The sequence below is a fragment of the Polaromonas sp. CG_9.11 genome (assembly GCF_015752225.1).
GTDB lineage: Bacteria > Pseudomonadota > Gammaproteobacteria > Burkholderiales > Burkholderiaceae_C > Polaromonas.
Map to the genome: position 1 here is coordinate 69,259 of NZ_JADOVE010000009.1, position 19,580 is coordinate 88,838.

At 63.4% G+C, this 19,580-nt stretch carries 19 protein-coding genes and 2 pseudogenes; 7 read left to right on the top strand and 14 right to left on the bottom strand.

The genetic code is table 11. From position 1 onward, the window contains the following. Window positions 1-2: 2 nt before the first annotated feature. From gshA to IWX85_RS09455, 4 genes are all read right to left on the bottom strand, one after another. The gene (gshA, locus tag IWX85_RS09440) at window positions 3-1,577 is read right to left on the bottom strand and encodes a glutamate--cysteine ligase (RefSeq protein WP_196869561.1); all 1,575 of its coding nucleotides are present in this window, start codon (window positions 1,575-1,577) and stop codon (window positions 3-5) included. Between the two features lie 342 nt (window positions 1,578-1,919). Further along, complete coding sequence (locus tag IWX85_RS09445) at window positions 1,920-2,582, bottom strand: alpha/beta hydrolase (protein WP_196869562.1); 663 nt, start codon at window positions 2,580-2,582, stop codon at window positions 1,920-1,922. 78 nt (window positions 2,583-2,660) lie between these two features. Then, a complete protein-coding gene (locus IWX85_RS09450; protein ID WP_196869563.1) occupies window positions 2,661-3,437 on the bottom strand; it encodes a GDSL-type esterase/lipase family protein in 777 nt (258 codons plus the stop codon). Window positions 3,438-3,466: 29 nt separating this feature from the next. Further along, entirely contained in the window at window positions 3,467-3,871 is a 405-nt protein-coding gene (locus IWX85_RS09455) for a TspO/MBR family protein (protein ID WP_196869564.1), read from the bottom strand. A gap of 202 nt (window positions 3,872-4,073) precedes the next feature. Between IWX85_RS09455 and IWX85_RS09460 the strand changes: the two genes are divergently transcribed. Further along, window positions 4,074-4,529: a DUF4864 domain-containing protein gene (locus IWX85_RS09460; protein ID WP_196869565.1), complete on the top strand. Its 456-nt coding sequence runs from the start codon at window positions 4,074-4,076 to the stop codon at window positions 4,527-4,529. A gap of 198 nt (window positions 4,530-4,727) precedes the next feature. Here the strand turns inward: IWX85_RS09460 and IWX85_RS09465 are convergent. Then, window positions 4,728-5,600: pseudogene (locus IWX85_RS09465) on the bottom strand (sigma 54-interacting transcriptional regulator); the annotation flags it as partial. Between the two features lie 70 nt (window positions 5,601-5,670). Here IWX85_RS09465 and IWX85_RS20410 point away from each other — a divergent pair. Next, window positions 5,671-5,958: pseudogene (locus IWX85_RS20410) on the top strand (nitric oxide dioxygenase); the annotation flags it as partial. A gap of 342 nt (window positions 5,959-6,300) precedes the next feature. Here the strand turns inward: IWX85_RS20410 and IWX85_RS09475 are convergent. From IWX85_RS09475 to IWX85_RS09510, 8 genes are all read right to left on the bottom strand, one after another. Next, window positions 6,301-6,810 (bottom strand): DUF1993 family protein, encoded by a 510-nt coding sequence (locus tag IWX85_RS09475; protein WP_196869566.1) that lies wholly within the window; start codon window positions 6,808-6,810, stop codon window positions 6,301-6,303. Between the two features lie 189 nt (window positions 6,811-6,999). Beyond that, complete coding sequence (locus tag IWX85_RS09480; RefSeq protein ID WP_036804581.1) at window positions 7,000-7,293, bottom strand: hypothetical protein; 294 nt, start codon at window positions 7,291-7,293, stop codon at window positions 7,000-7,002. A gap of 436 nt (window positions 7,294-7,729) precedes the next feature. After that, window positions 7,730-10,120, bottom strand: coding sequence for a glycoside hydrolase family 5 protein (locus tag IWX85_RS09485; protein ID WP_196869567.1), 2,391 nt, complete (start codon window positions 10,118-10,120; stop codon window positions 7,730-7,732). Window positions 10,121-10,394: 274 nt separating this feature from the next. Beyond that, on the bottom strand, window positions 10,395-11,393 hold the full coding sequence (locus IWX85_RS09490) for a tRNA-dihydrouridine synthase (RefSeq protein ID WP_051984004.1): 999 nt from the start codon (window positions 11,391-11,393) through the stop codon (window positions 10,395-10,397). 102 nt (window positions 11,394-11,495) lie between these two features. Next, on the bottom strand, window positions 11,496-12,749 hold the full coding sequence (locus IWX85_RS09495) for a class I SAM-dependent methyltransferase (RefSeq protein WP_051984005.1): 1,254 nt from the start codon (window positions 12,747-12,749) through the stop codon (window positions 11,496-11,498). 242 nt (window positions 12,750-12,991) lie between these two features. Further along, entirely contained in the window at window positions 12,992-13,552 is a 561-nt protein-coding gene (locus tag IWX85_RS09500) for a DNA-3-methyladenine glycosylase (RefSeq protein WP_196869604.1), read from the bottom strand. A 541-nt stretch (window positions 13,553-14,093) separates the two neighbouring features. Next, on the bottom strand, window positions 14,094-15,038 hold the full coding sequence (locus IWX85_RS09505; RefSeq protein ID WP_196869568.1) for a DUF808 domain-containing protein: 945 nt from the start codon (window positions 15,036-15,038) through the stop codon (window positions 14,094-14,096). Between the two features lie 138 nt (window positions 15,039-15,176). Then, window positions 15,177-15,533 (bottom strand): YqjD family protein, encoded by a 357-nt coding sequence (locus IWX85_RS09510; protein WP_036804591.1) that lies wholly within the window; start codon window positions 15,531-15,533, stop codon window positions 15,177-15,179. A gap of 256 nt (window positions 15,534-15,789) precedes the next feature. On the opposite strand from IWX85_RS09510, the gene IWX85_RS09515 reads away from it, so the two are divergent. Together IWX85_RS09515 and IWX85_RS09520 are read left to right on the top strand one after the other, a co-directional pair. Further along, complete coding sequence (locus IWX85_RS09515; protein WP_196869569.1) at window positions 15,790-15,975, top strand: hypothetical protein; 186 nt, start codon at window positions 15,790-15,792, stop codon at window positions 15,973-15,975. A 272-nt stretch (window positions 15,976-16,247) separates the two neighbouring features. Then, window positions 16,248-16,499, top strand: coding sequence for a hypothetical protein (locus IWX85_RS09520; RefSeq protein WP_196869570.1), 252 nt, complete (start codon window positions 16,248-16,250; stop codon window positions 16,497-16,499). Here the strand turns inward: IWX85_RS09520 and IWX85_RS09525 are convergent. Next, window positions 16,480-17,001: a GNAT family N-acetyltransferase gene (locus IWX85_RS09525; RefSeq protein ID WP_036804598.1), complete on the bottom strand. Its 522-nt coding sequence runs from the start codon at window positions 16,999-17,001 to the stop codon at window positions 16,480-16,482. The genes IWX85_RS09520 and IWX85_RS09525 overlap by 20 nt on opposite strands. A gap of 135 nt (window positions 17,002-17,136) precedes the next feature. Between IWX85_RS09525 and IWX85_RS09530 the strand changes: the two genes are divergently transcribed. The 3 genes from IWX85_RS09530 to IWX85_RS09540 are packed head-to-tail and all read left to right on the top strand — an operon-like array spanning window position 17,137 to window position 19,562. Next, window positions 17,137-17,460, top strand: coding sequence for a 2Fe-2S iron-sulfur cluster binding domain-containing protein (locus IWX85_RS09530; RefSeq protein WP_196869571.1), 324 nt, complete (start codon window positions 17,137-17,139; stop codon window positions 17,458-17,460). 36 nt (window positions 17,461-17,496) lie between these two features. Beyond that, entirely contained in the window at window positions 17,497-18,276 is a 780-nt protein-coding gene (locus IWX85_RS09535; protein WP_036804600.1) for a c-type cytochrome, read from the top strand. After that, the gene (locus IWX85_RS09540; protein ID WP_196869572.1) at window positions 18,273-19,562 is read left to right on the top strand and encodes a cytochrome c; all 1,290 of its coding nucleotides are present in this window, start codon (window positions 18,273-18,275) and stop codon (window positions 19,560-19,562) included. The genes IWX85_RS09535 and IWX85_RS09540 overlap by 4 nt, the downstream gene beginning before the upstream one ends. Window positions 19,563-19,580 lie beyond the last annotated feature (18 nt).

Genomic DNA, 19,580 nt, shown 5'->3' on the forward strand with positions numbered 1-19,580 from the left:
GCTCAGCCGTGCACTGCCTCGCGAACCCGCACCTGCAGGTGCTCGGGCGACACATACAGCTGGCGATAGTCCTCGAACAGCATGCTGTCGCCCGCCTCGATCGCCTTTTGCGCCTCGACGGATTGCTGGCTCATGCCGGTGAAGCGTGCCAGTTGCTCGTCCGTCACGGGCAGGGTTTGCAGGGCGGCCTGGGTTGTCAGCGACTGCGCCTTGATGAACTGAACGAACGAGTTGTCGAAGTCCTGCGCCATGGCGGCCAGCACTCTGGCCGACGGCAGCGTGTCGGCATCCGCCAGGCCAATGCTGGCCGCGGCCAGCGCATCGCGGTAGGGCGTGCCGCCGTGGTCGGCATCGAGCGCAGCGGCAATCGGCGCGCACCCGGCCAGGATTTCCGCGCCCCATGCCGCCAGCGCTACCTCGCCGCCCTGGCGTTTGAGCTGCGCGCCGGGTTCGCGGCCACGCGCTGCCGTCTGATGCTGGTTGTGGTTGATTTCAGCGATCTCGGCCGGCGTGTCGGGCGGGCTGTCTGACATCAGGCAGTGCAGCAGGAACACGTCGATAAAGCGCATCGTCTGCGCATTGATGCCCACCGGCTCGAACGGGTCCAGGTCCATCAGGCGCACCTCGATGTATTCAACGCCGCGCTCGCGCAGCGCGTGCAGCGGCCGCTCGCCAGCGCGGATCACGCGCTTGGGGCGAATCGTGCCGTAAAACTCGTTCTCGATCTGCAGCAGCGTGGTGGCCAGCTGGTTGTAGTCGCCGCCAGGGTTGCGGATGCCGACCTTTTCATAAGCCGGATAGGGCCGGCTCAGCGCGTCCTGCAACGACGCGGCATAGCCTTCCAGGCTGTTGTAGCTGACTGCCAGCGACGCCTGCGCATCGCTCTGGTAACCGAGCCGGCCCATGCGCAGCGAGGTGCCGTGCGGCATGAACATGGTGGTGTCGGTCAATTTCTGCAGTTCATGCTGGCGGCCGGCGACAAAAGTCGAGCACACCGCCGGCGAGGCGCCGAACAGGTAGAGCAGCAGGAAAGCATGGCGGCGGAAATTGCGGATCAGCGCAAAGTACTGCTCACTGCTCACGCCAGGCAGCGACCAGTTGTAGTGAATGCCCGAGATGGTCTGCATGCGCCGGCCGTAGCGGTGCGACAGGCCCACGCGGTACACGCTCTTGGCGCGGCCGACGTTGGACGAGCCGAAGCGGGCAATCGGAATGGTTTCATCGGTCGGCAGGCCGCAGGGCATGCTCGAGACCCAGAGCATCTCGTCGCCATTTTCCTTTAGCGCCTGGTAGGTGAACTGGTGCAGCTGCGTGAGTTCTTCCAGCGCTGCTTCGGGGCTGGCATGGGCGCTGGTGACCAGTTCGACCTGCGACTCGCTGAAGTCGGTGGTGATACTGGGATGCGTCAATGCCGATCCAAGGGCGGCAGGGTGCGGCGTCAGCGCCAGCGCGCCGCCGGGCTGGGCGCGCAGGCTTTCCTTTTCAAGACCCCGGCGCATGCCCTGGAGCTGCTGGGGAGTCATCGCTTTCAGGCGTTGTTGCAAAATTGCGTCGGCGCTGGCCTGCAATGGGGTCATACGGTGTTCTCTCGGATTCTTGGGATTGGCGTGTAAGTTATCACACGCCGGCGCTTTGCGCTGTCGCAGGCCGTTTGCCTGCACGGTCAGCGGGCGGGCGGGACGGGTTGCCGGCGGGATGCCGGAAATGACGCCAGAGCCGGCCTGGCAGCGCCTGCAAGTTAGCGCGCCGTCCAGGAAGGAGGCGCTTGGACAGGCACGGCTTGGAGGGACGAAAAAGTACAGGAGCCCGCCAGGCCTGGCGGCAAGCGCCAAGTCCAGCCACCCATACTGCTATTATTTCAATAGCCTACTATTCCCGTCCTTTGTGCGCAAACGGCATATTTGATTCATAAAACCGGCTCAGGCCAGCACGCGCAGCAGCCACTGCTGCAGGTCGGCCACTTCCTGCGGGCAGACCGAATGCTCCATCGGGTATTCATGCCATTCGACCGGATAGCCCAGCGCACTCAGCGCATCGCGTGTGGCCACGGCGCGCGGCAGCGCGACCACGCCGTCGCGCGAGCCATGAGCGAGGAAGATCGGCACGTCCTTGTTGGCGGCGCTGCCTTCAGCGGCGGTTTTTTCAGCCAGTGGCAAATAGCCCGACAGACCTGCAATGCCGGCCAGCCGTTCAGTGTGGCGCAAGCCAGCCATCAACGCCATGGCGCAGCCTTGTGAAAAACCCGCGACAACAATGCGGTTGGACGGAATACCGCGCGTTTTTTCGTTGGCAACGATGGCTTCGATGGCAGCCTGGGTCTGGCGCATGCCGGCTTCGTCCTGGCGGCTGACCAGGTCGGCGCCCAGGATGTCGTACCAGGCGGGCATGGTGTAGCCGCCGTTGATCGTCACCGGCATGTGCGGCGCGCTGGGAAACAAAAACCTCACCGGTCCGATGGCAGACAGGTCAAGCTGCTCGGCGATCGGCACGAAGTCGCGCCCGTCGGCACCCAGGCCGTGCAGGATGAGAATGGTGGCGACGGGGTCTTCGCCGCTTTGGGCTTCAATGATCTGAAGAGACATGCATTTGCCAATAAAAGGGAGGAAGAAAAACAAAAGCCAGGCAGCGCACAGCTGTCCGGACCACATCAAGGGCGGATTCTAGTGCGCCTTGAATTCCTTGAGCGCCTGGACCGCCTTCAGTCGGCTGGCCAGCGCCGCCTGCGTGTTGAGCGCGTCGTACCACAGCCGGTAACCGGCATCGCTCGGGTGCAGGCCATCGCGCGCATTGAGCTCGTCGGGCCGCTGCGCGAAGGGGTCATCGGCCCTGTCCTTGTACAGGTTCACATAAATTGCGCCGTGGTTTGCAGCGGCCTGACCCACCAGACGGTGCAGCGTCCGCGAGCGCTTCGCCATCAGCCACGACAGCGGCGCCATGAAAAACGGTGCATTGCCTACATTCCCAGGCGGCAGGATGACGACCAGCGGCGCGCGGGCTGCAGCCCGTTGTGCGACCCTGGCAATGTCCTGCGCCAGCGTTTCCTGACCGGTCATGCGAATCACATCGTTGCCACCACCCAGCACCAGAACCGCGTCAAAGCGCTCGTCGCCTTCCAGCTGGCGGGGAATGTCGGCAAACCGCGCGCCGTCCTGGGCGCGGTTGACAATGCGCAGGGCGGGGTGGTCCCGCGCAATCAGGCCGGCCACGCTGCTGGCGGCAGAAGACGCGCCGGTGCCTACCCCCGTGCTGTCACCGGCAATCAGCAGGCTGGCCGTGGCGCCGGCTGGCGCTGACTGGAGCGGCTCGCTCTGGCGCGCCAACTCGACGGATTGCTTGATGCGCCATGCTGCATGGCCTGCGGTGGCCGCAACAGCCAGCGCAGCGACCGTCCACAGCGCAAGAGGCAGACGGCGGGCACTGAAAAAACGTGAGGCCATGGCGGACGGCGCTGGAGGTTCAGCGGATTTCAGCGGTTCAGCCAGGTGATGCTCAGTTGCAGTAGCGTGGCAAACGCGACCCACAGCAGGTAAGGAATGTTCACCAGCGCCACCCAGCGCGCTGGGCCCCAGATCGCCCGCATGGCCCAGACCAGGGTGCCCAGCACCAGCACGATGTCAAGGCTGGCGAGCAGGTTGTTGCGCAGGCCGAACTGGATCGGCGTGTAAGCGGCATTGAACAGCAGGTTCAGGATGAACGGCAGCAGTACCACAAAGGGCAGCCGCCGCCTGAGCGTTTGCACCAGCACAAACCCGAAACTGATGGCAATGACGATGTACAGCATCGTCCAGACCGGGCCGAACACCCAGGCTGGCGGCGCAAAGAAGGGTTTGGCGAGTTGCGCATACCAAGCGGCGCTGCTGGTGCTGTCCATGTCGATAAATTTTGGAGTGGGAACGCTGCGTTGTAACACCGGCGCCTGGCCGGGTCACGCCCTGGCCGCCCGGTGACCGGGTAGGACGCAAGCGCGAGTTGCAGCAACTTGAATCTGTTTGCAAAGCGGCTGCGTACTTTTCATAAGGCTTGCGGCATGATGTGATGACTGCATTTGCGAGGCCTGATTGAAAAGCGTCACCATGAAAAACAGCCAAGCTTTCTCGCATCTTTTTCTGGTCCGCCTGACAGGCTGGCTGGCCGCAGCCTTCATGCTGGTGGCGCCGGTGCCATCGTGGGCGCTGACAGCGGCCGAGGAGCAAGGCGTGCGCGCCGTGGTCGAGGCGCAACTGGCAGCGCTGGCGCGGGACGACGCCGCCACCGCGTTTTCGTTTGCGGCACCCAATGTGCGCGCCTCCGTCGGCACGGCCAGCCGTTTCATGGACATGGTGCGCAAAAGCTATCCGGCCATCTACCGCCCCGCTTCCACGGCCTTTCTCCAGCCCGAAGAGCACCACGGCCAGGTGATCCAGCGGGTTCAGCTGATGGATGATGATGGCAAGGCGTGGCTTGCGCTTTACAGCGTGCAGCGGCAAAAGGACAATACCTGGCGCATCACCGGCTGCCAGGTCATTCCCAACAAGGGCCGCATGGCCTGATTCTGTTTTTAGATCAATCGGAGATGTCGTTGCTTCGTCTTGCCGTGCTGCAACTCTGTCTGCGGCTTCGCGCCTGATCTTGTATTGACCTGGAACAGAATCACAGGGCAAATCCCCAGTGCTATATTTTCAATAGCTGCTGGCGCTTATGCATCTAGCGCGAACGCTTTTTTTGGCATATAAGTTCGCCGACTCCGTTCATCCAGCCGTACCTTGATCCGCCAGCCCCAGCCGCCGCGCCAGCCGGACCAGGTTGGCCCGGTGCAGGCCCAGTTCGCGTGCGGCCGCCGCCCAGTTGTGGCCATGGCACTCCAGGCTGGCTTGTATGCACTGGCGCTGGTGCGCCGCGGTCAAGGTGCGCAAATCAACGGGCGCCGCAGCGCTGGCATTGGGCGCATCCCTGGCTACCATCGGGACTGCTGCCGTCTCGCTTTCGGGCGCCAGCGAAAAGTCAAAATGTCTGGCGCGCAGGCTCACGATGCGCGGCCGTGGCGACTGGCCGGCCAGGGCTTTCAGCGCGCTGCGACTCACCAGGTGCTCCAGCTCGCGCACATTGCCGGGCCAGTCGTGCGCCAGCAGCGCAGCACGCGCGCTGGTGTCAAGCCGCAAACGCCCCAGCCCCAGCCCCAGCCCCAGCCCCAGCCCCAGCCCCAGCCCCAGCCCCAGCCGCGAATGGTTCTGCGCCAGAAAGTTGCCCGCCAGCAGCAGCACGTCCTGGCCGCGCTCGCGCAATGGGGGAACGACCAGTGGATAAACGCTGAGCCGGTGGTAAAAATCGGCGCGAAAACGCCTGAAGCGCACCCCGGTGGCCAGGTCGCGGTTGGTGGCGACAATCACACGCACATCGACCCGGTGCTCTCGGTCCGAGCCCAGGCGCTGCAGCTGCCCGCCCTGCAGCACGCGCAGCAGCTTGGCCTGCACCGCCAGCGGCAGCTCGGCCACTTCATCGAGGAACAGCGTGCCGCCATCGGCCAGCTCGAACTTGCCGCGCCGGTCGGCCACGGCGCCTGAAAACGCACCGCGCACATGGCCGAACAGCTCGCTTTCAACCAGCGTCTCGGGCAGCGCCGCGCGCCACCAGTTCCTTTCCGACGCCGGTTTCGCATGGTGCGAGGCGCCAGCTGCCTTCACTGGAGAATTCATGCTGACCCCAGAACAACGCGCCATCGTCAAGTCCACCGTCCCCCTGCTGCAGACCGGCGGCGAGGCGCTGACCACTCTTTTCTACCGGATCATGCTGGCCGAGCATCCCGAGGCGCGGCCATTTTTCATCCAGGCGCACCAGGCCAACGGCGACCAGCCGCGCGCGCTGGTCAACGGCGTGCTGATGTATGCGCGCAACATCGACCGGCTGGACCAGCTCGGCGGGCTGGTCAACCAGATCATCCAGAAGCATGTCTCGCTGCAGATCGAGTCGGCGCATTACCCGGAGCATGCAGGCGAAGCGCAGGCACCACACGCCCTTGGCCCGCTCAGCAGCGCGCAACTGGCTGAAGGGCTGCCGGATTCGCGCGATGCAAACGCCCACTTTTTGTGGCCCCAAGCCCTTCATGCGCCATGCCAAGAAGCAGCTGCGCGAGCTGGGCGTGCCTGAATCACGAACCCGCTTCGAGTTTTTCGGCCCCGCCAGCGCGCTGGAATGAAAAAATCGGGCAGAGGCGCCAAGCACTATTTTTTTAATAGCTGCCTGCGCCCGTCCTGCTTGCTTGAAAAGCCAATTTAGCCATGAAACCGAACAGCCCGGGTCAGCCAATGACCCTTGCCGCGAGGCTCAATACGTTCCGATGTAATCCTTCTTGCCCACTTCCACGCCGTTGTGGCGCAGGATGGCATAGGCCGTGGTGGTGTGGAAAAAGAAATGCGGCAGGCCGTAGTTGAAGATGTACGACTCGCCGGTGAAGCGCTTTTCCTTGGGCGTGCCGGCCTGCGTGACGATTTCGCGCGTGGCGGCTTCGTCAAACAATGCGGCATCCAGTCCCTCGATGAACGCCAGCACGGTGGCAATACGCGCCTGCAGGTCGGCAAAGGTCTTCTCGTCATCGGCCAGTTTCGGCACGTCCACGCCGGCCAGCCGGGCCGACACGCTCTTGGCAAAGTCGCTGGCGACCTGGACCTGGCGCAGCATCGGAAACATGTCAGGGGAAAGCCGCGCCTGCAGCAAGGCATTGGCGTCGATTTTTTTCGCGGCCACATGGGCTTCGGCCTTGGCCAGGACGCCGCTGAGGCCACCCAGCATCTGTTTGAAAACGGGAATCGAGGCGGTGTAGATCGCGGGGGTCATGGGTTCTTTCATTAGGGTATGTCAACGGGCTGCAGTTTGCCCTCTGTGGCAATTGCGCAAACCCCCGGCATTCTCGCCGGCATCGGCGCCAGGGCGCTGCGCTTGGCAAAATCGCGCGATGGGGCCCCTTCAGCCCAGCCGTCAACACCAACCTGGCCGCGCGTAAAAGCGTCCTGTCAGCCGCTTGAATCAGCCGGCCAGGACTTCGCTCTCCTGCGGCAAGCCGGCCCACAGCAGGGTTTCATCGGCGCCGGGCTCGTCGCGCAGCGGGCGCAGGTCTGCATCCATCCACAGGTTGTGGGTGTTGCCGCACAGCGCCAGTCCGTAGCTGTCGGTTTCCCAGACCGGGCCGTACGCAAAAGAGCCGTCCAGGTTACGCAGGCCGCTGGCCGGTGACAGGCGCAAGCAGTGCAGGATCAATCCGGTCGACGGGCCCAGCGCGCTGCGCACGACAATGGCCAGATCGTTGTTTTTGCAGTTCATGTAAAACGTCCTTCGGTTTTTCAAATTACCACCGCTGCGAACACCCCTTGCCTGGCATGCCGAGGCGCCCATTCATTGACTTGCAATGAGTGAAGGCTCCGACAGACTGGCCGAGCGAGATTAGAGCAAACTGATGATTTTGTTAAAAACGCAACAATTAATTTAAATGCAAATTTTTAATAAATTTACAATTTATATTATCAGGTAGGACGTAACCTACAAAACACAAAGCCGTAAAGTTCTACAGTTTCATTCTTTTAGTTGAAATATCCACAATTTTCTTTGGATTTACAAACCCCTTCAAGACTGGGAAATTTCCCAGCAAACCGGTCATGTGATGAGTCTTCAGGACTGGTCAGGCAGTAATTCGAGTTACAAACGTAACACTAAATGGATGCGCGCTGATCCTTTCAGGCCTCCAACGCTTGTTGCCAGTCTAGCCACGCAGGTAGCGCTCCAGAATGGCCAGTTCGCTCGCCGTCGGAACGCCCTTGCCGGTGATGACTGCATAAATATTGCCAGCGAAACCCTCTTGCGGGTAATAGTTTTTGAACCCCCAGCCGAGCAGCATCTGGTTGAAGTAACCCGGTGCAAACGTGGCGTTGCCGCTGTCCACCAGCGCCGAGTTGACGCGCAGCGCCTGCTCTTCGGGGGCACTGGTGAAGGACAGCACCGACAGTTTGTTCGGCGCCAGCTTGTCGGGGCCGGTCAGCTCGACCTTTCGGCCTTTGGCGTCCTCCCACCGGACTATCGGTTGGCCCTTTAAAAACGCCAGTTCGCAGGCGTGGCTGGCTTCTGTCTGGGACGCCTGAAATACCAGGCCACTGCTGTCTTTCGCTGCAATGCTGATGGCGGCAACGGCAAAGTAGCTGTCTTCGATGTTGTAGGGAACGCGGTTGACGGGGTTAGGCCGCACGTCGGCCTCCGGCACCGACTTCTTGCACCAAAAGCCAAAGGTTTCCGTCTGGTGCGCCGAACTTTTCCGGCCATTGGCCACACGCAGCACCGGCAGCGCCATGCGCCCCATGGCCGGGGTTTCCGTGTTGGTCCAGTTGAGCATTTCCATGGCATTGCCGGGGTTTGAGCCGTAGCCCGAGTCGGACACGGCGCGCACCACCTGGCCGCTGGCTGCCGGTGCGCCGAGCATGTAGTCGCTGTAGCCGTCGGCCATGTCCCATTTGCAGGCGCCGTAGCGGGCAATGATCGCCATGGCCGCGTCGTCCAGACTGGTGGATGCGTGGGCCACCGGATCGCTCAGCGAGAACACCTTGCGCGGCGGCGGCACCGGCAAGGAAAGCACTCCCATGCCGGTATAGCTCAGTATGGCTACCTGGTTTTCAGCCGGCATGTAGCTGAAGGAATCGTGTCCGTTCGGACCGGCTGGAATCGTCAGTACTTCCTTGCTGAGCTTGCCCCCGCCCTTGGCAGCCACTGCAAGGCGCACGGGCCGGGCCAAGTTGCCCCGGGCATACACCGTGATGGTGACGGGCGTGCCCGCGCGCGCATGACCCGGGCCGTCGTCGAACAGCATGGCTTGCGCAATGCCAGCCGACGCTTTCATGACGCCCGACACCAGCGGTTCAAGCGTTTTGTTCTGGTGCCAGCCGGCCACATGGGTCAAGGCATTGCTGCGTATCGGCCAGTGGTTGCCGGCCATCCAGCTGTACACCTCGACGCCGTTTTGCAACGCCAAATCGACCGTGTTCCGGAAGCTTTCGGCCCAGCGCGGGTCATCGACCGGCATGCCGACTTCACCCAGCGCGAGCTTCACGTCTTTCTCTCGCGCCCAGTCCACGGCCGACCTGATCCGCTCGCGTCCAGTGGTGCGGCTTATCGGCGCGGCCTGGGCACTGCCGAATTTCCGGGGGGACGATTCGATGTCCCAGTCGAAGGCTTGGCCGGTGCTGCGCCGGTCCAGATAGGTATGCACTTCATAAATCAGCCCGTCTCCTTTCAACGGATAGCCAGGATTTTTTGTCGCCAGGGTGGCTGCGCTGCTCCACTCGTTGCCAGCGACGTAAATGGGCGTTTCCTTGTCAATGGCGCGAATGGTGTCAATGGCAGCCTGCATGAACACCGGCAGGATCATCAGGTCGTCGCGGCCTCTTTTGCTTTCCACAAGACTGCCGCGCTCGGGCATTTCATGGGGCTCGTTCATCAGGCCGTAGCCCCCCAGCCCGGGATGGCCTTTCCACAGCGTCGTGGCGCGGCGCCATACATCGGCAAACAGCGCCGGCGTGAGGGTGGCACCCTTCTCCAGCGCAAAAATCCGCCGCTTTATCTGCGACCTGTCGGTCGTGTACGGCCTGAGCAAGGGATCAGGCGCCGCCTTCAGGCCGATGACCGCGCCATCGGGCTGGTAGATGAAGTCTGTGTAGCGCGCGTAGTTGTGCAGGTCGATGATGCAGCGGGTGCCTGACGCCGCATGGGCATCCAGCAATCCCGTGATGTAGGACGCATAGCCTGCATGAAAGGCGCCGGGTTCACCGATCAGCGACCGGGCTGTGGCATTCGCGACGGTGCCCGGCAGCATCGGCTGGAGAAGTTCCCACTGGATGGGCAGCCGGTTTTTGGTGAATCCGCAGGCAGCCAGGTAGGCCACGTCCGACTTTCGCGGGACGGTGAAGTGAATGTTGGGGGCGGAGCTGAGGCCGTGGCGCAGGCCGGGTATGGCCCATTCGAGGCCCGAGAGGTTGGCGCCCAGGGCAACCGGGATGACCGGGGGTGCTTTTGCGTCGGACGGTCTGGCCGCCTGCGCAGGCTGCCGGCCCCATAGGCCCAGGGTCGCCATGGCAGCGGCAGCCTGTGAAAATTCTCGCCTGTGCATTGATGTTTTCTCCATGGAAAATGGGTGTCTGGCTCTTTTCCATCCCGGCAAGACTGCAGGGACAATTTAGCGACTGATGAGCCACACCCTGTTTTTTAAGGGAAGACCGGACCCCCGTCAACCAGCGACCGGCCTATTGACACGCCCACCCGCCAAAGTCCCAGGGAGAGCCTCATCAAGTTTCGACAGCGTCAGTACGTCACACGCATCGTCTGGACCAGCAACATTACCCGTGCCGCCGGGCAGCGGCCCTGACTGAGCCAGACCGGCCAGGTCATTGCGCCCGGCTTTGGACAAGTGGCCTGGGTCCCTCTTGTCGTTGCACCACCCCGGCCAGCCACGCATCAATCAGCACCGGGTCATTCACCGTCCTGATCTGCTGATACGCGATTTCGGCTTCAGGAAATCGACGCCGCAAGAAGTTCAGCCATTGCTTGAGCCGGCCGGCGCGCGCGCGGGCATCGAGCCGCGTGCAGACGACATGCCAGAACTCGGCCAGCAAAGGCAGCAGTTCGGGCCAGTCGATCCCCGCTGTCGTCCCGCTTGCCGGGCCATTCATCGACGCCTTGATGGCCAGCCCCAGTCCCGGGTCGGTCACCACGCCACGGCCCAGCATCAGCGATTCGCAGCCCGACGCCTGGCGGCAGAGCCGCGCATCATCAACCGTCCAGATTTCGCCGTTGGCCACCACCGGAATGCGCACGGCGGCGCGAATGTCGGCAATGCGCTCCCAGTAGGCCGGCGGGCGGTAGGCCTGCGCCTTGGTGCGGGCATGCACCACCAGTTCATCGGCGCCGCCGCCGGCAATCGCCAGCGCGCATTCCACCGCGCGCGAATCGTCGTTGAAGCCCAGCCGCATCTTGGCAGACACCGGCATGTGCGCCGGCACGGCGCGGCGCACGGCGGCGACGATGGCGGCGATGGTGTCCGGCTCGTCGAGCAGCGCCGCGCCGCCGCCATGGCGGTTGACGATTTTTGCCGGACAGCCGAAATTCAGGTCGATGCCGGCCGGCCCGAGTTCGGCCAGCCGCCCGGCGTTCTCAGCCAGGCAAACTGGGTCAGACCCCAGCAGCTGGGCGCGAACCGGAACACCGGCCAGCGTGCGCCCGCCATTCAGCAGTTCGGGAACGATGCGGGTGAACACCCGCTCGGGCAGCAACTGGTCGGTGATGCGGATGAATTCGGACACGCAGCGGTCAATGCCGCCGACCCGCGTCAAAATGTCGCGCAGCACGAAATCGAGCAGCCCTTCCATGGGCGCGAGCAGGATCATCGGGGCCGGGGCTGATGGCCTGGCAGGTCGCCCCATAGTCAAAAATTCATCGCTTTTCATAAGTCATTCCCGCGCAGGCGGGAGAGCCGGCAAGGCGCTGGTTTAAACCGCGCCCAGGCGCCAGAGCGATGTCACTTCGGCAGCGCGCGCCTTGTGCAGCGGGTTGCTGGTGTCGGCTGCCTTCGGGTGCTCGGGCTTGGCGTCGATGCGGCCCAGCACCTTCAGGCCGCTGGCCTTGATGGCAGCCAGCAATTCGGCGCGGGTGCGCAAACCCAGCTGCTCGGCAAAATTGGACAGGATCAGCCAGCCTTCGCCGCCGGGCGCCAAGTGAGCGGGAAGCCCCTTGAGGAAACCCAGCAGCATGCGGCTGCCTTCGTCGTACACCGCGCCTTCGAGCGGCGAGCCGGGGCGGGCCGGCAGCCACGGCGGGTTGCAGACGATGACCGACGCCAGCCCCTCGGGATACAAGTCGGCTTCCATGACCTTGACTGGGTTGGGCAGGCGCAGCCGGTAGATGTTTTCGCGCGCGCATTCGAGCGCACGCGGGTCGAGGTCGGTGGCGACGACCTGGTCCACTTCCGGGCGCAGCGCCAGCACGGCCGACAGCACGCCGGTGCCGGTGCCGATGTCGAAGGCCACAAATTTCGAGCCTGGACTGGCGGGCAAGGGGGCGTTGGCCACCAGGTCCACATATTCGCCGCGCACCGGCGAAAACACGCCGTAGTGCGGGTGGATGCGGTTGTTCGGCGCCTTGCCCAAGGCTGCAATTTCAACGCCCTTCTTGCGCCACTCGTGCGCGCTGATCACACCCATCAGTTCGCGCAGCGACGCCACGCTGGGCAGGGCCTCTTCGCCGGACGCACCCCAGGCTTCGGCACATGCCTGTTTGGCATCGGGTGCGCGGCGCAGGTCAACGCCATAGTCGGCGCCAAACTCGATCAGCACCATGCCCAGCACCCGCGCGCGCTGCGACTGGGACTGGCGGTGCAGGTGGAAATCCTGACCGGGCGGAACACCCGAAACAGCAGCAGCATCGGCTTTCTTCAGCGCGACCCGGGCCAGCTTGGACGCTTTCGGCGGCTTGTCAATGCGCCGGGCCAGCGCCTGCACCATCTGCCGGGCATTCTGGAAGTCACCGCGCCAGAGCAGGCCGGTTCCTTCGCAGGCCAGCCGGTAGGCAGTGTCGGCGGCCATGGTGTCGTCGGCCTCGACGATCCGCCGAGGCGGCGGCGCGCCGCGCTCGGAACGCCACAGTGCCGAATGCGCCACACCCGCTTCCTTCCATTCGATAAGGGTCAAGGCCGGGGCGGCTGATTCGGGAAGCGCGGTGGAGGTCACGGAAAAGAAGGTAGGCATGGGCAACGCAGTCAGAAAGGTCAGAAAGAAAGAGCACGTGTTTTAACAGATGGCCGGCGCTTTCCTGCCAAAAAACCCTCCCACCCACAGTTCTTGAGGAAAATAGAGCTGCAGCGCAGGCGGCACGGGCGCAGACAGCTATGAATACAGTAGCTAGGCGCCTGGGCGGCAGAAAGGACGTGCGCTGCAAAGCGGGCTCGCCGATTCATTTTCGCCATGCACGCCTTCTGCCGCCCAGGCGCCTAGCGAAACCGCCGACTGAGAAAGCGCGAACCCGCCAGACCGAATCGCCAGGGCTGGTCAACGGCTTTTGAAATGCCAATGCGCGGCCCGGCCACCACCTTCGCTTGCAGCCCCGGCGCGGCGGGGAACAGCGCAAATGGCGGTTCGCTCAGCCGCAGGCCGTTGAAACCGCGGTCAATCCCCAGCGCCTGCCCCAGCCGGCCAGGACCGGCGCAGAGCAGTCGAGTCTCGTCCAGGCCGCGCCGGGCGCGCATGCGCTCCAGTCCATCGGTGGGCTCGATGGCGCGCAGCAACACCCCGGCGCCGTGCCCGGCTTCGCGGCAGACAAGATTCATGCACCAGTGGATGCCGTAGGAGCGGTACACGTAGATGCAGGCAGGCGGGCCGAACATGGCCGCGTTGCGTTCGCTGGGGCCGCTGAAGCTGTGCGACGCCGGGTCTTCACCATCGTAGGCTTCGGTCTCGACAATGATGCCGCCCACCCCATCGACCAGCAGCCGCATGCCGATCAGCTGGCGTGCGACAGTTTCAGACGCGGCCAAAAAATCGATGCCTGCCATGAAATGGAATGGATTCAAGGCAATGGGTAAATGTTCCAAGGCAGTCCCCGACTAAAAATCCAGACAGAGCAAGAGCGCGCGATGCCAACCGGCATGGAGTGCCGGCACAACCCAAAAGCGACGGCCTAGGATTTGTCGCCCAGCTCATCGGGATTCCCAGGCACAAAGGCCAAAGTACTCCTACGCAGAGCTTGAATCCACGACTACAGTCAGACCGGACTCGCGGCATTTAAAGTTAAACCTTATCTCAAGGAGACAACAACATGCCCAGGTTCAACGCCCCGCCACCCAATGGCGACAGCCGCAAAATGCTCGAACAGCGGTCTCGCGAAGCCACACGCCCGGCGGCACCGGAACAACAAGGCAGCTGGCCATTTTCTGCCAACAAGCAGCCTTTTGCCGCCCACCAGGACGGACCGTCAGCGGCCCTTTCAGGTGGAGAGAAACCTTCGGATTGAGGCCCACAGGGTGTGGCGTTTCCGGATTCCAAAAAGTCCGCTTGCCAGCCATCGCCTGAAAGCAGGCCAAGGCTGCGCGGAACTCAATGCGCGCCCGGCTTCAAGCGCTTGAAGGCCGTGACTGCCAGCAGCACAAGGGCTCCGGCCACGATTCCCACGACAGCGTTGATGGCCAGTGGTGCCAGGGCGCCCAGCACCGCGCCAATTTCGTTGACATCGCTGGCCCACTGGGCAGCCATGTCAACGGCATGGCGCAGGAATGGGAATCCGTGGCTCAAAATGCCGCCGCCAACAAGAAACATTGCAGCAGTTCCGGCAATTGACAGGAATTTCATCAGCCATGGGGCGGCAAACAGGATGGCGCGTCCCAAGCCTTGGAGAAATCCGGTCCACGCCCCGGCGCCCGTCCGCTGGCTCAGGTACAGCCCGCCGTCATCAAGCTTGACAATGCCAGCCACCAATCCATAGACCCCGGCGGTCATGACCACGGCGATACCGCTTAAAACCACCAGCTGGGTGGTGAAAGGGCTGTCCTGCACCGTGCCGAGCGTGATGGCGATGATCTCCGCCGACAGGATGAAGTCCGTGCGGATCGCGCCCTTGATCTTGTCTTTTTCCACTTTACGCAGGTCCACCGCCGGATCGGCCAGCGCACTGACCCGCTTTTCATGCTCGGCAGCTTGCTCTGCGGGGCTATGCATGAATTTATGGGCCAGCTTTTCAAAACCTTCGTAGCAAAGGAAAGCGCCGCCGACCATCAGCAACGGCGTCACCAGCCAAGGGGCAAATGCACTGATCGCCAGCGCCGCTGGCACCAGGATCGCCTTGTTGACGAAAGAGCCCTTGGCAACCGCCCAGACCACGGGCAATTCGCGCTCCGCCTTGACGCCTGCAACCTGCTGTGCATTCAGGGCCAGGTCGTCTCCAAGCACGCCAGCAGTTTTTTTGGCCGCCACCTTGGACAGCAGGGCCACATCGTCCAATACGCTGGCAATGTCATCGATCAGGGCAAGAAGACTGGTGGCCATGGGTTTTCAGGGCGTGCGGTGGCATGCCAGGGTTGGAAAAAAAAGACCTGGGAAATGGAGAAAAAACGTTACAGGATCATCTCCGGAAAAAAACCGCCATCAGGCGGTTTTTTTCCGGGTAACCGCGCCCGGTCTTGATCAGCGCGCCGTCAGGCGGCCGAGAATGAATCCCAGCGCCAGTGCCATTCCAACGGCTTCGAGCGGCTTGTCCTGGATCCAGGATTTTGAAGACTCCACCGCACGCCCTGAAGCCTCGGAAACCCGCGTGGCATTTTCTGAAACACGGTCAGCCACATGGGTTGCACCGCTGGAAAGCCGATTGACCGCGTCATGCGCCACGCTGGTCACGCGTCCCACTGCGTCCAGGGCCGGGTCCACCATCTTGTCGATGGAACTGTGCAACGCCGAGCCTGCCGTTTCCACGCCGCGCTTGAGCGCACCGTTGTCAGTGGAGCCAGAGTTTTGATCACCAGGATATGAAGTCGAGTTTTCCATCTTGTTTCCTTTAAAAATTCAGCAGATTTTGACGCAGGCCGGCAGTCGATGCCGTACAGAAATTAAGCAATAAATGTTTCTAAGTTAATTTTAAGGGTCCCGGCGTTTCACCGCATGTACGGCGCCGCAGGAGGCCCTTGTAGGACAGGAAAGACAAACTCTGCCCGGCCGAAACTGAGCCTGGTTTGGGCCAATAATCCACAGATGACGCGTGGCACCACCGTGCCAGGTTGCGTTGATCACCGGAGAAACCAACATGCAACATTTTTCCAATGCCGCCTTTCTGCGCCATCCCGCAGGCGCTGCCCGCCACACCCTGCACCGCATGGGGCCGGGCGAGGAGGCCGAAGAAGACGAAGAAGGCCTGGAACTGCCGGTAAATCCCGACCAGGGAGCGCCGCTGATTCCGGACGAAGAAGGCGAGGTCACGGTACCGACCTGACGTGCGAACGGACGCGGAGGCTTTGCGTAGCATTGCCCCTTGCATGAAAGCGCCAGATTAAAAATAAGCGCTGATGAGCATCGTTGCCCCCGCATGGAAACGATGCTCTTACGATAAAAAGACGAGGTCCCTGATCACACGGATGAAGCTGACCTGGGGAAGATGATCTGCCAGTTCAGCCCGCAGCCTGCACAAGTCGGCGCTATTTGCATACCGTCCCCGCTACCGCCACCGCCAAAGACGCGGTGAGGTCTGCCGCTGATCATTCCCGCGTGACCGCAGCACCTGCGACGCAAGGCGAGTTGTATGCATCAGTGGCGGCAAGTGCCATGGCGCAAACCGTTGACCCGTTTTGTGCATTTGCCGGGCTGGGAACGGTGATTCGTGCCTGGATTGAACGCCAGGCGCTGTACGAAGCCACGGGACGTCACGCCGACCACCAGATACTGCAGTCGCAAACCGTCGGCCGACCTGCAGCAGCTCTGGCAACTCCAGCGGCTGGCGTCAGTCCACGGCCCGCTTGAGGCGCAACTCTTCGAGTTTCACACTGCCGAAATCAACCGTCTTCAGCGACGTCATTTCGCGTTTGAAACCGGCGGCATGTTCGCAAAACTCAAGCGCGCGCTCGTTGCCCAGCAGCACCCACAGGGTGACTTGCGTGCAGCCTTCATCCTTCAAGCCATCGCGGGCGCCGTCCCACAACTGCAGGCCCACGCCCTTTCTCCAGTGCTCGGGCGCCACATAAAGAGCCCAGATCTCGCCCACGGTGGAGCGAGTCTTCGGATCGCGAGAACGGTCGAAGCCGACGAAGCCGACGATCTGTTCGCCTTCCGTGGCCACCAGCACCTGCGGCTCGCTGTACTCGATCGCTTCGCGCCAGTAGGCCTGGCGCTTGTCCACCGTCATCTTGGCCAGGTAGTCCTCGGGCATCAAATCCTTGTAGGCGGCTTGCCAGGTAGCAACATGAATTTCGGCAATGGCTTTGGCATCACGGGCAACGGCAGGACGGACGGAATAGCTGGACATAGAAAAAATCGCTTGTGAAAGTCAGGGGAAGGCTGCGGGAGGCCGGATTGTCGCGCAATTCGAATCGGTGCCCAAAGGGATTGGGTTAAATTCAGCTTTTTGCCTTGCACCGCAATCTGTTCGTCCCAACACGCCATGCCAGAACGCAAACCGACTGCAATAGCACCGGCCGGCCCAGCCAGCCCGGTCTTCAGTGCGCGTGTCGCAGGCGACGGCACAGGGTTTGAAGCGCCTGCGGCGCTGCCGCTGCTGCTCGCCGCCGAACAGGCCGGCGTGTGGCTGCGAGACAGTTCATGCCGCAACGGGACCTGCCGCACCTGCCTGTGCCGGCTGGTCAGCGGCCAGGTGGTGTACCGCATCGACTGGCCGGGCCTGAGCCGGGATGAAAAACGCGACGGCTTCATCCTGCCCTGCGTGGCGTATCCGGCATCCGATGTGGTGATTGAATCGATTTTCTAATCTTCAAGCACCTTCAGGCTAAGGCATGATTCCCCCATGAAGACGACCCGACTGCAATCCCTGGCGCGGCGACTTGCCGCGCCCCTCCTGTTAGGCTGCGGCTTGCTGGCCACCGGCGCCCGTGCGGCCGCTGCCGCCCCGCCTTTTGAAGACACCATGGCCCAGCGCACGCTGGCCTGCACCGCCTGCCACGGCCCGCAAGGCCGCGCCGCACCCGACGGCTACTACCCGCGACTGGCCGGCAAGCCGGCAGGCTACCTGTACAACCAGCTGCTCAATTTCCGTGAAGGACGTCGCCATTACGGCCTGATGACCGGGCTGATCGATCCGCTAAGCGACGTCTACCTGCTGGAGATGGCGCAGTATTTCGCCAGCCTGGACGTGCCCTACCCTGCGCCGCTGCCACCCCAGGCGCCAGCGGCCGTGCTGCGCCGGGGCCAGCAGTTGGTGATGCAGGGCGACAGCGACCGCAGGCTGCCCGCGTGCATCCAGTGCCACGGCCAGGCCATGACCGGCGTGGTGCCTGCGGTGCCGGGCCTGCTCGGGCTGCCGCGCGACTACCTCAATGCGCAGCTGGGCGCCTGGAAGGCCGGCCAGCGCCGAGCCCATGCGCCCGACTGCATGCGGGACATCGTGTCCCGCCTGAGTCTGGAAGACATCAATGCGGTGGCCAGCTGGGTCGCTGCCCAGCCGCTGCCGGCCGATACCCATCCGGCCAGCGCACCGCCGGCCGCAGCGCCCGGCAACGACCCCTTGCGCTGTGGCAGTGCGCCGCTGCCGGTCGCCGACATGCCTGAAAAGAAAGCACAGAAATGAAGACCACCGCCCGATGGACACTGGGAATTGCGGTACTGGCCCTGGGCGCTGCCGCCGCCATCTGGGCGCTCAATGTGCAGGGCGAGTCCGATGTCAGGGCCACGGCGGCTTTTGCGCCCACCGACAGCCTGATCGCGCGCGGCGCCTACCTGGCGCGCGCAGGCAACTGCATGGCCTGCCACACGGCGCGTGGCGGCGCCAGCTACGCCGGCGGGCTGGGCATCCCGACGCCCTTCGGCACGGTGTTCACCTCCAACCTCACGCCCGATGCCAATACCGGCATCGGCAGCTGGTCGCCGGCGCATTTCTGGCGCGCCCTGCACAACGGCCGCTCCAAAAGCGGCCGCCTGCTGTACCCGGCCTTTCCGTACACCAGCTACACCCAGGTGACGCGCGAGGATTCGGACGCGATCTTTGCCTACCTGCGCAGCCAGCCAGCGGTGAACCAGCCGAACCGGCCGCACACGCTTGGCTTTCCCTTCAGCTCGCAGGCCGCGCTGGCGGTCTGGCGCGCGCTGTACTTCAAGCCGGGCGTGTACCAGCCAGACGCTAGCCGCAATGCCGAATGGAACCGGGGCGCCTACCTGGCCAATGGCCTGAGCCACTGCAGCGCCTGCCATTCGCCGCGCAATGCACTGGGCGGGAGCCGCCAGAACCTGGCACTGGCCGGCGGGCTGATCCCGATGCAGAACTGGTACGCGCCGTCGCTGACCTCTGCGCACGAAGCCGGCGTTGGCGACTGGGACAAGGAGCGCGTCGTGCAACTGCTCCAGACCGGCGTGGCGCCGGGCGCCTCGGTCAGCGGACCGATGGCTGAGGTGGTGCTGCGCAGCACCCAGCACTTGACAGAGCAGGACCTGGGCGCCATGGCCACCTACCTCAAGGCGCTTCCCGGCGCTAGCCCGTTGCCTGAAAAAACCGCCCCGCCCCGCCCTGCCACGCCGTTCTTGGGCACCGAAAAATTTTCCAAACTTTATGCGCAGCATTGCGCACAGTGCCACGGCGATAAGGGCGAGGGCATTGCCAAGGCCTATCCGCCGCTGGCCGGCAACCGCGCGGTGACGATGGACGCCACCGACAACCTAGTGCAGATGGTGCTCAATGGCGGCTTTGCGCCAGCCACCAAAGGCAATCCGCGACCCTTTGGCATGCCGCCCTTCGTGCTGGTGCTCGACGACAGCGAAGTGGCCGGCCTGATCAGCCATATCCGCTCCTCGTGGGGCAACCAGGCAGGCGCTGTCACGCCGCTGGCAGTCAACCGGGTCCGGGCCAATCAGGCGCACTGAATGCGCCGGCAGCGCCGC

Bases quoted from the DNA above. Each gene is read 5' to 3' on its own strand.
- IWX85_RS09535 (WP_036804600.1), top strand. From the start codon at position 17,497: ATGAAGACGACCCGACTGCAATCCCTGGCGCGGCGACTTGCCGCGCCC.
- IWX85_RS09445 (WP_196869562.1), bottom strand. From the start codon at position 2,582: ATGTCTCTTCAGATCATTGAAGCCCAAAGCGGCGAAGACCCCGTCGCC.
- IWX85_RS09475 (WP_196869566.1), bottom strand. From the start codon at position 6,810: ATGACCCCCGCGATCTACACCGCCTCGATTCCCGTTTTCAAACAGATG.
- IWX85_RS09530 (WP_196869571.1), top strand. From the start codon at position 17,137: ATGCCAGAACGCAAACCGACTGCAATAGCACCGGCCGGCCCAGCCAGC.
- IWX85_RS09460 (WP_196869565.1), top strand. From the start codon at position 4,074: ATGAAAAACAGCCAAGCTTTCTCGCATCTTTTTCTGGTCCGCCTGACA.
- IWX85_RS09525 (WP_036804598.1), bottom strand. From the start codon at position 17,001: ATGTCCAGCTATTCCGTCCGTCCTGCCGTTGCCCGTGATGCCAAAGCC.
- IWX85_RS09495 (WP_051984005.1), bottom strand. From the start codon at position 12,749: ATGCCTACCTTCTTTTCCGTGACCTCCACCGCGCTTCCCGAATCAGCC.
- IWX85_RS09490 (WP_051984004.1), bottom strand. From the start codon at position 11,393: ATGATCCTGCTCGCGCCCATGGAAGGGCTGCTCGATTTCGTGCTGCGC.
- IWX85_RS09510 (WP_036804591.1), bottom strand. From the start codon at position 15,533: ATGGAAAACTCGACTTCATATCCTGGTGATCAAAACTCTGGCTCCACT.
- gshA (WP_196869561.1), bottom strand. From the start codon at position 1,577: ATGACCCCATTGCAGGCCAGCGCCGACGCAATTTTGCAACAACGCCTG.
- IWX85_RS09450 (WP_196869563.1), bottom strand. From the start codon at position 3,437: ATGGCCTCACGTTTTTTCAGTGCCCGCCGTCTGCCTCTTGCGCTGTGG.
- IWX85_RS09505 (WP_196869568.1), bottom strand. From the start codon at position 15,038: ATGGCCACCAGTCTTCTTGCCCTGATCGATGACATTGCCAGCGTATTG.
- IWX85_RS09500 (WP_196869604.1), bottom strand. From the start codon at position 13,552: ATGGCAGGCATCGATTTTTTGGCCGCGTCTGAAACTGTCGCACGCCAG.
- IWX85_RS09515 (WP_196869569.1), top strand. From the start codon at position 15,790: ATGCAACATTTTTCCAATGCCGCCTTTCTGCGCCATCCCGCAGGCGCT.
- IWX85_RS09485 (WP_196869567.1), bottom strand. From the start codon at position 10,120: ATGCACAGGCGAGAATTTTCACAGGCTGCCGCTGCCATGGCGACCCTG.
- IWX85_RS09480 (WP_036804581.1), bottom strand. From the start codon at position 7,293: ATGAACTGCAAAAACAACGATCTGGCCATTGTCGTGCGCAGCGCGCTG.
- IWX85_RS09540 (WP_196869572.1), top strand. From the start codon at position 18,273: ATGAAGACCACCGCCCGATGGACACTGGGAATTGCGGTACTGGCCCTG.
- IWX85_RS09455 (WP_196869564.1), bottom strand. From the start codon at position 3,871: ATGGACAGCACCAGCAGCGCCGCTTGGTATGCGCAACTCGCCAAACCC.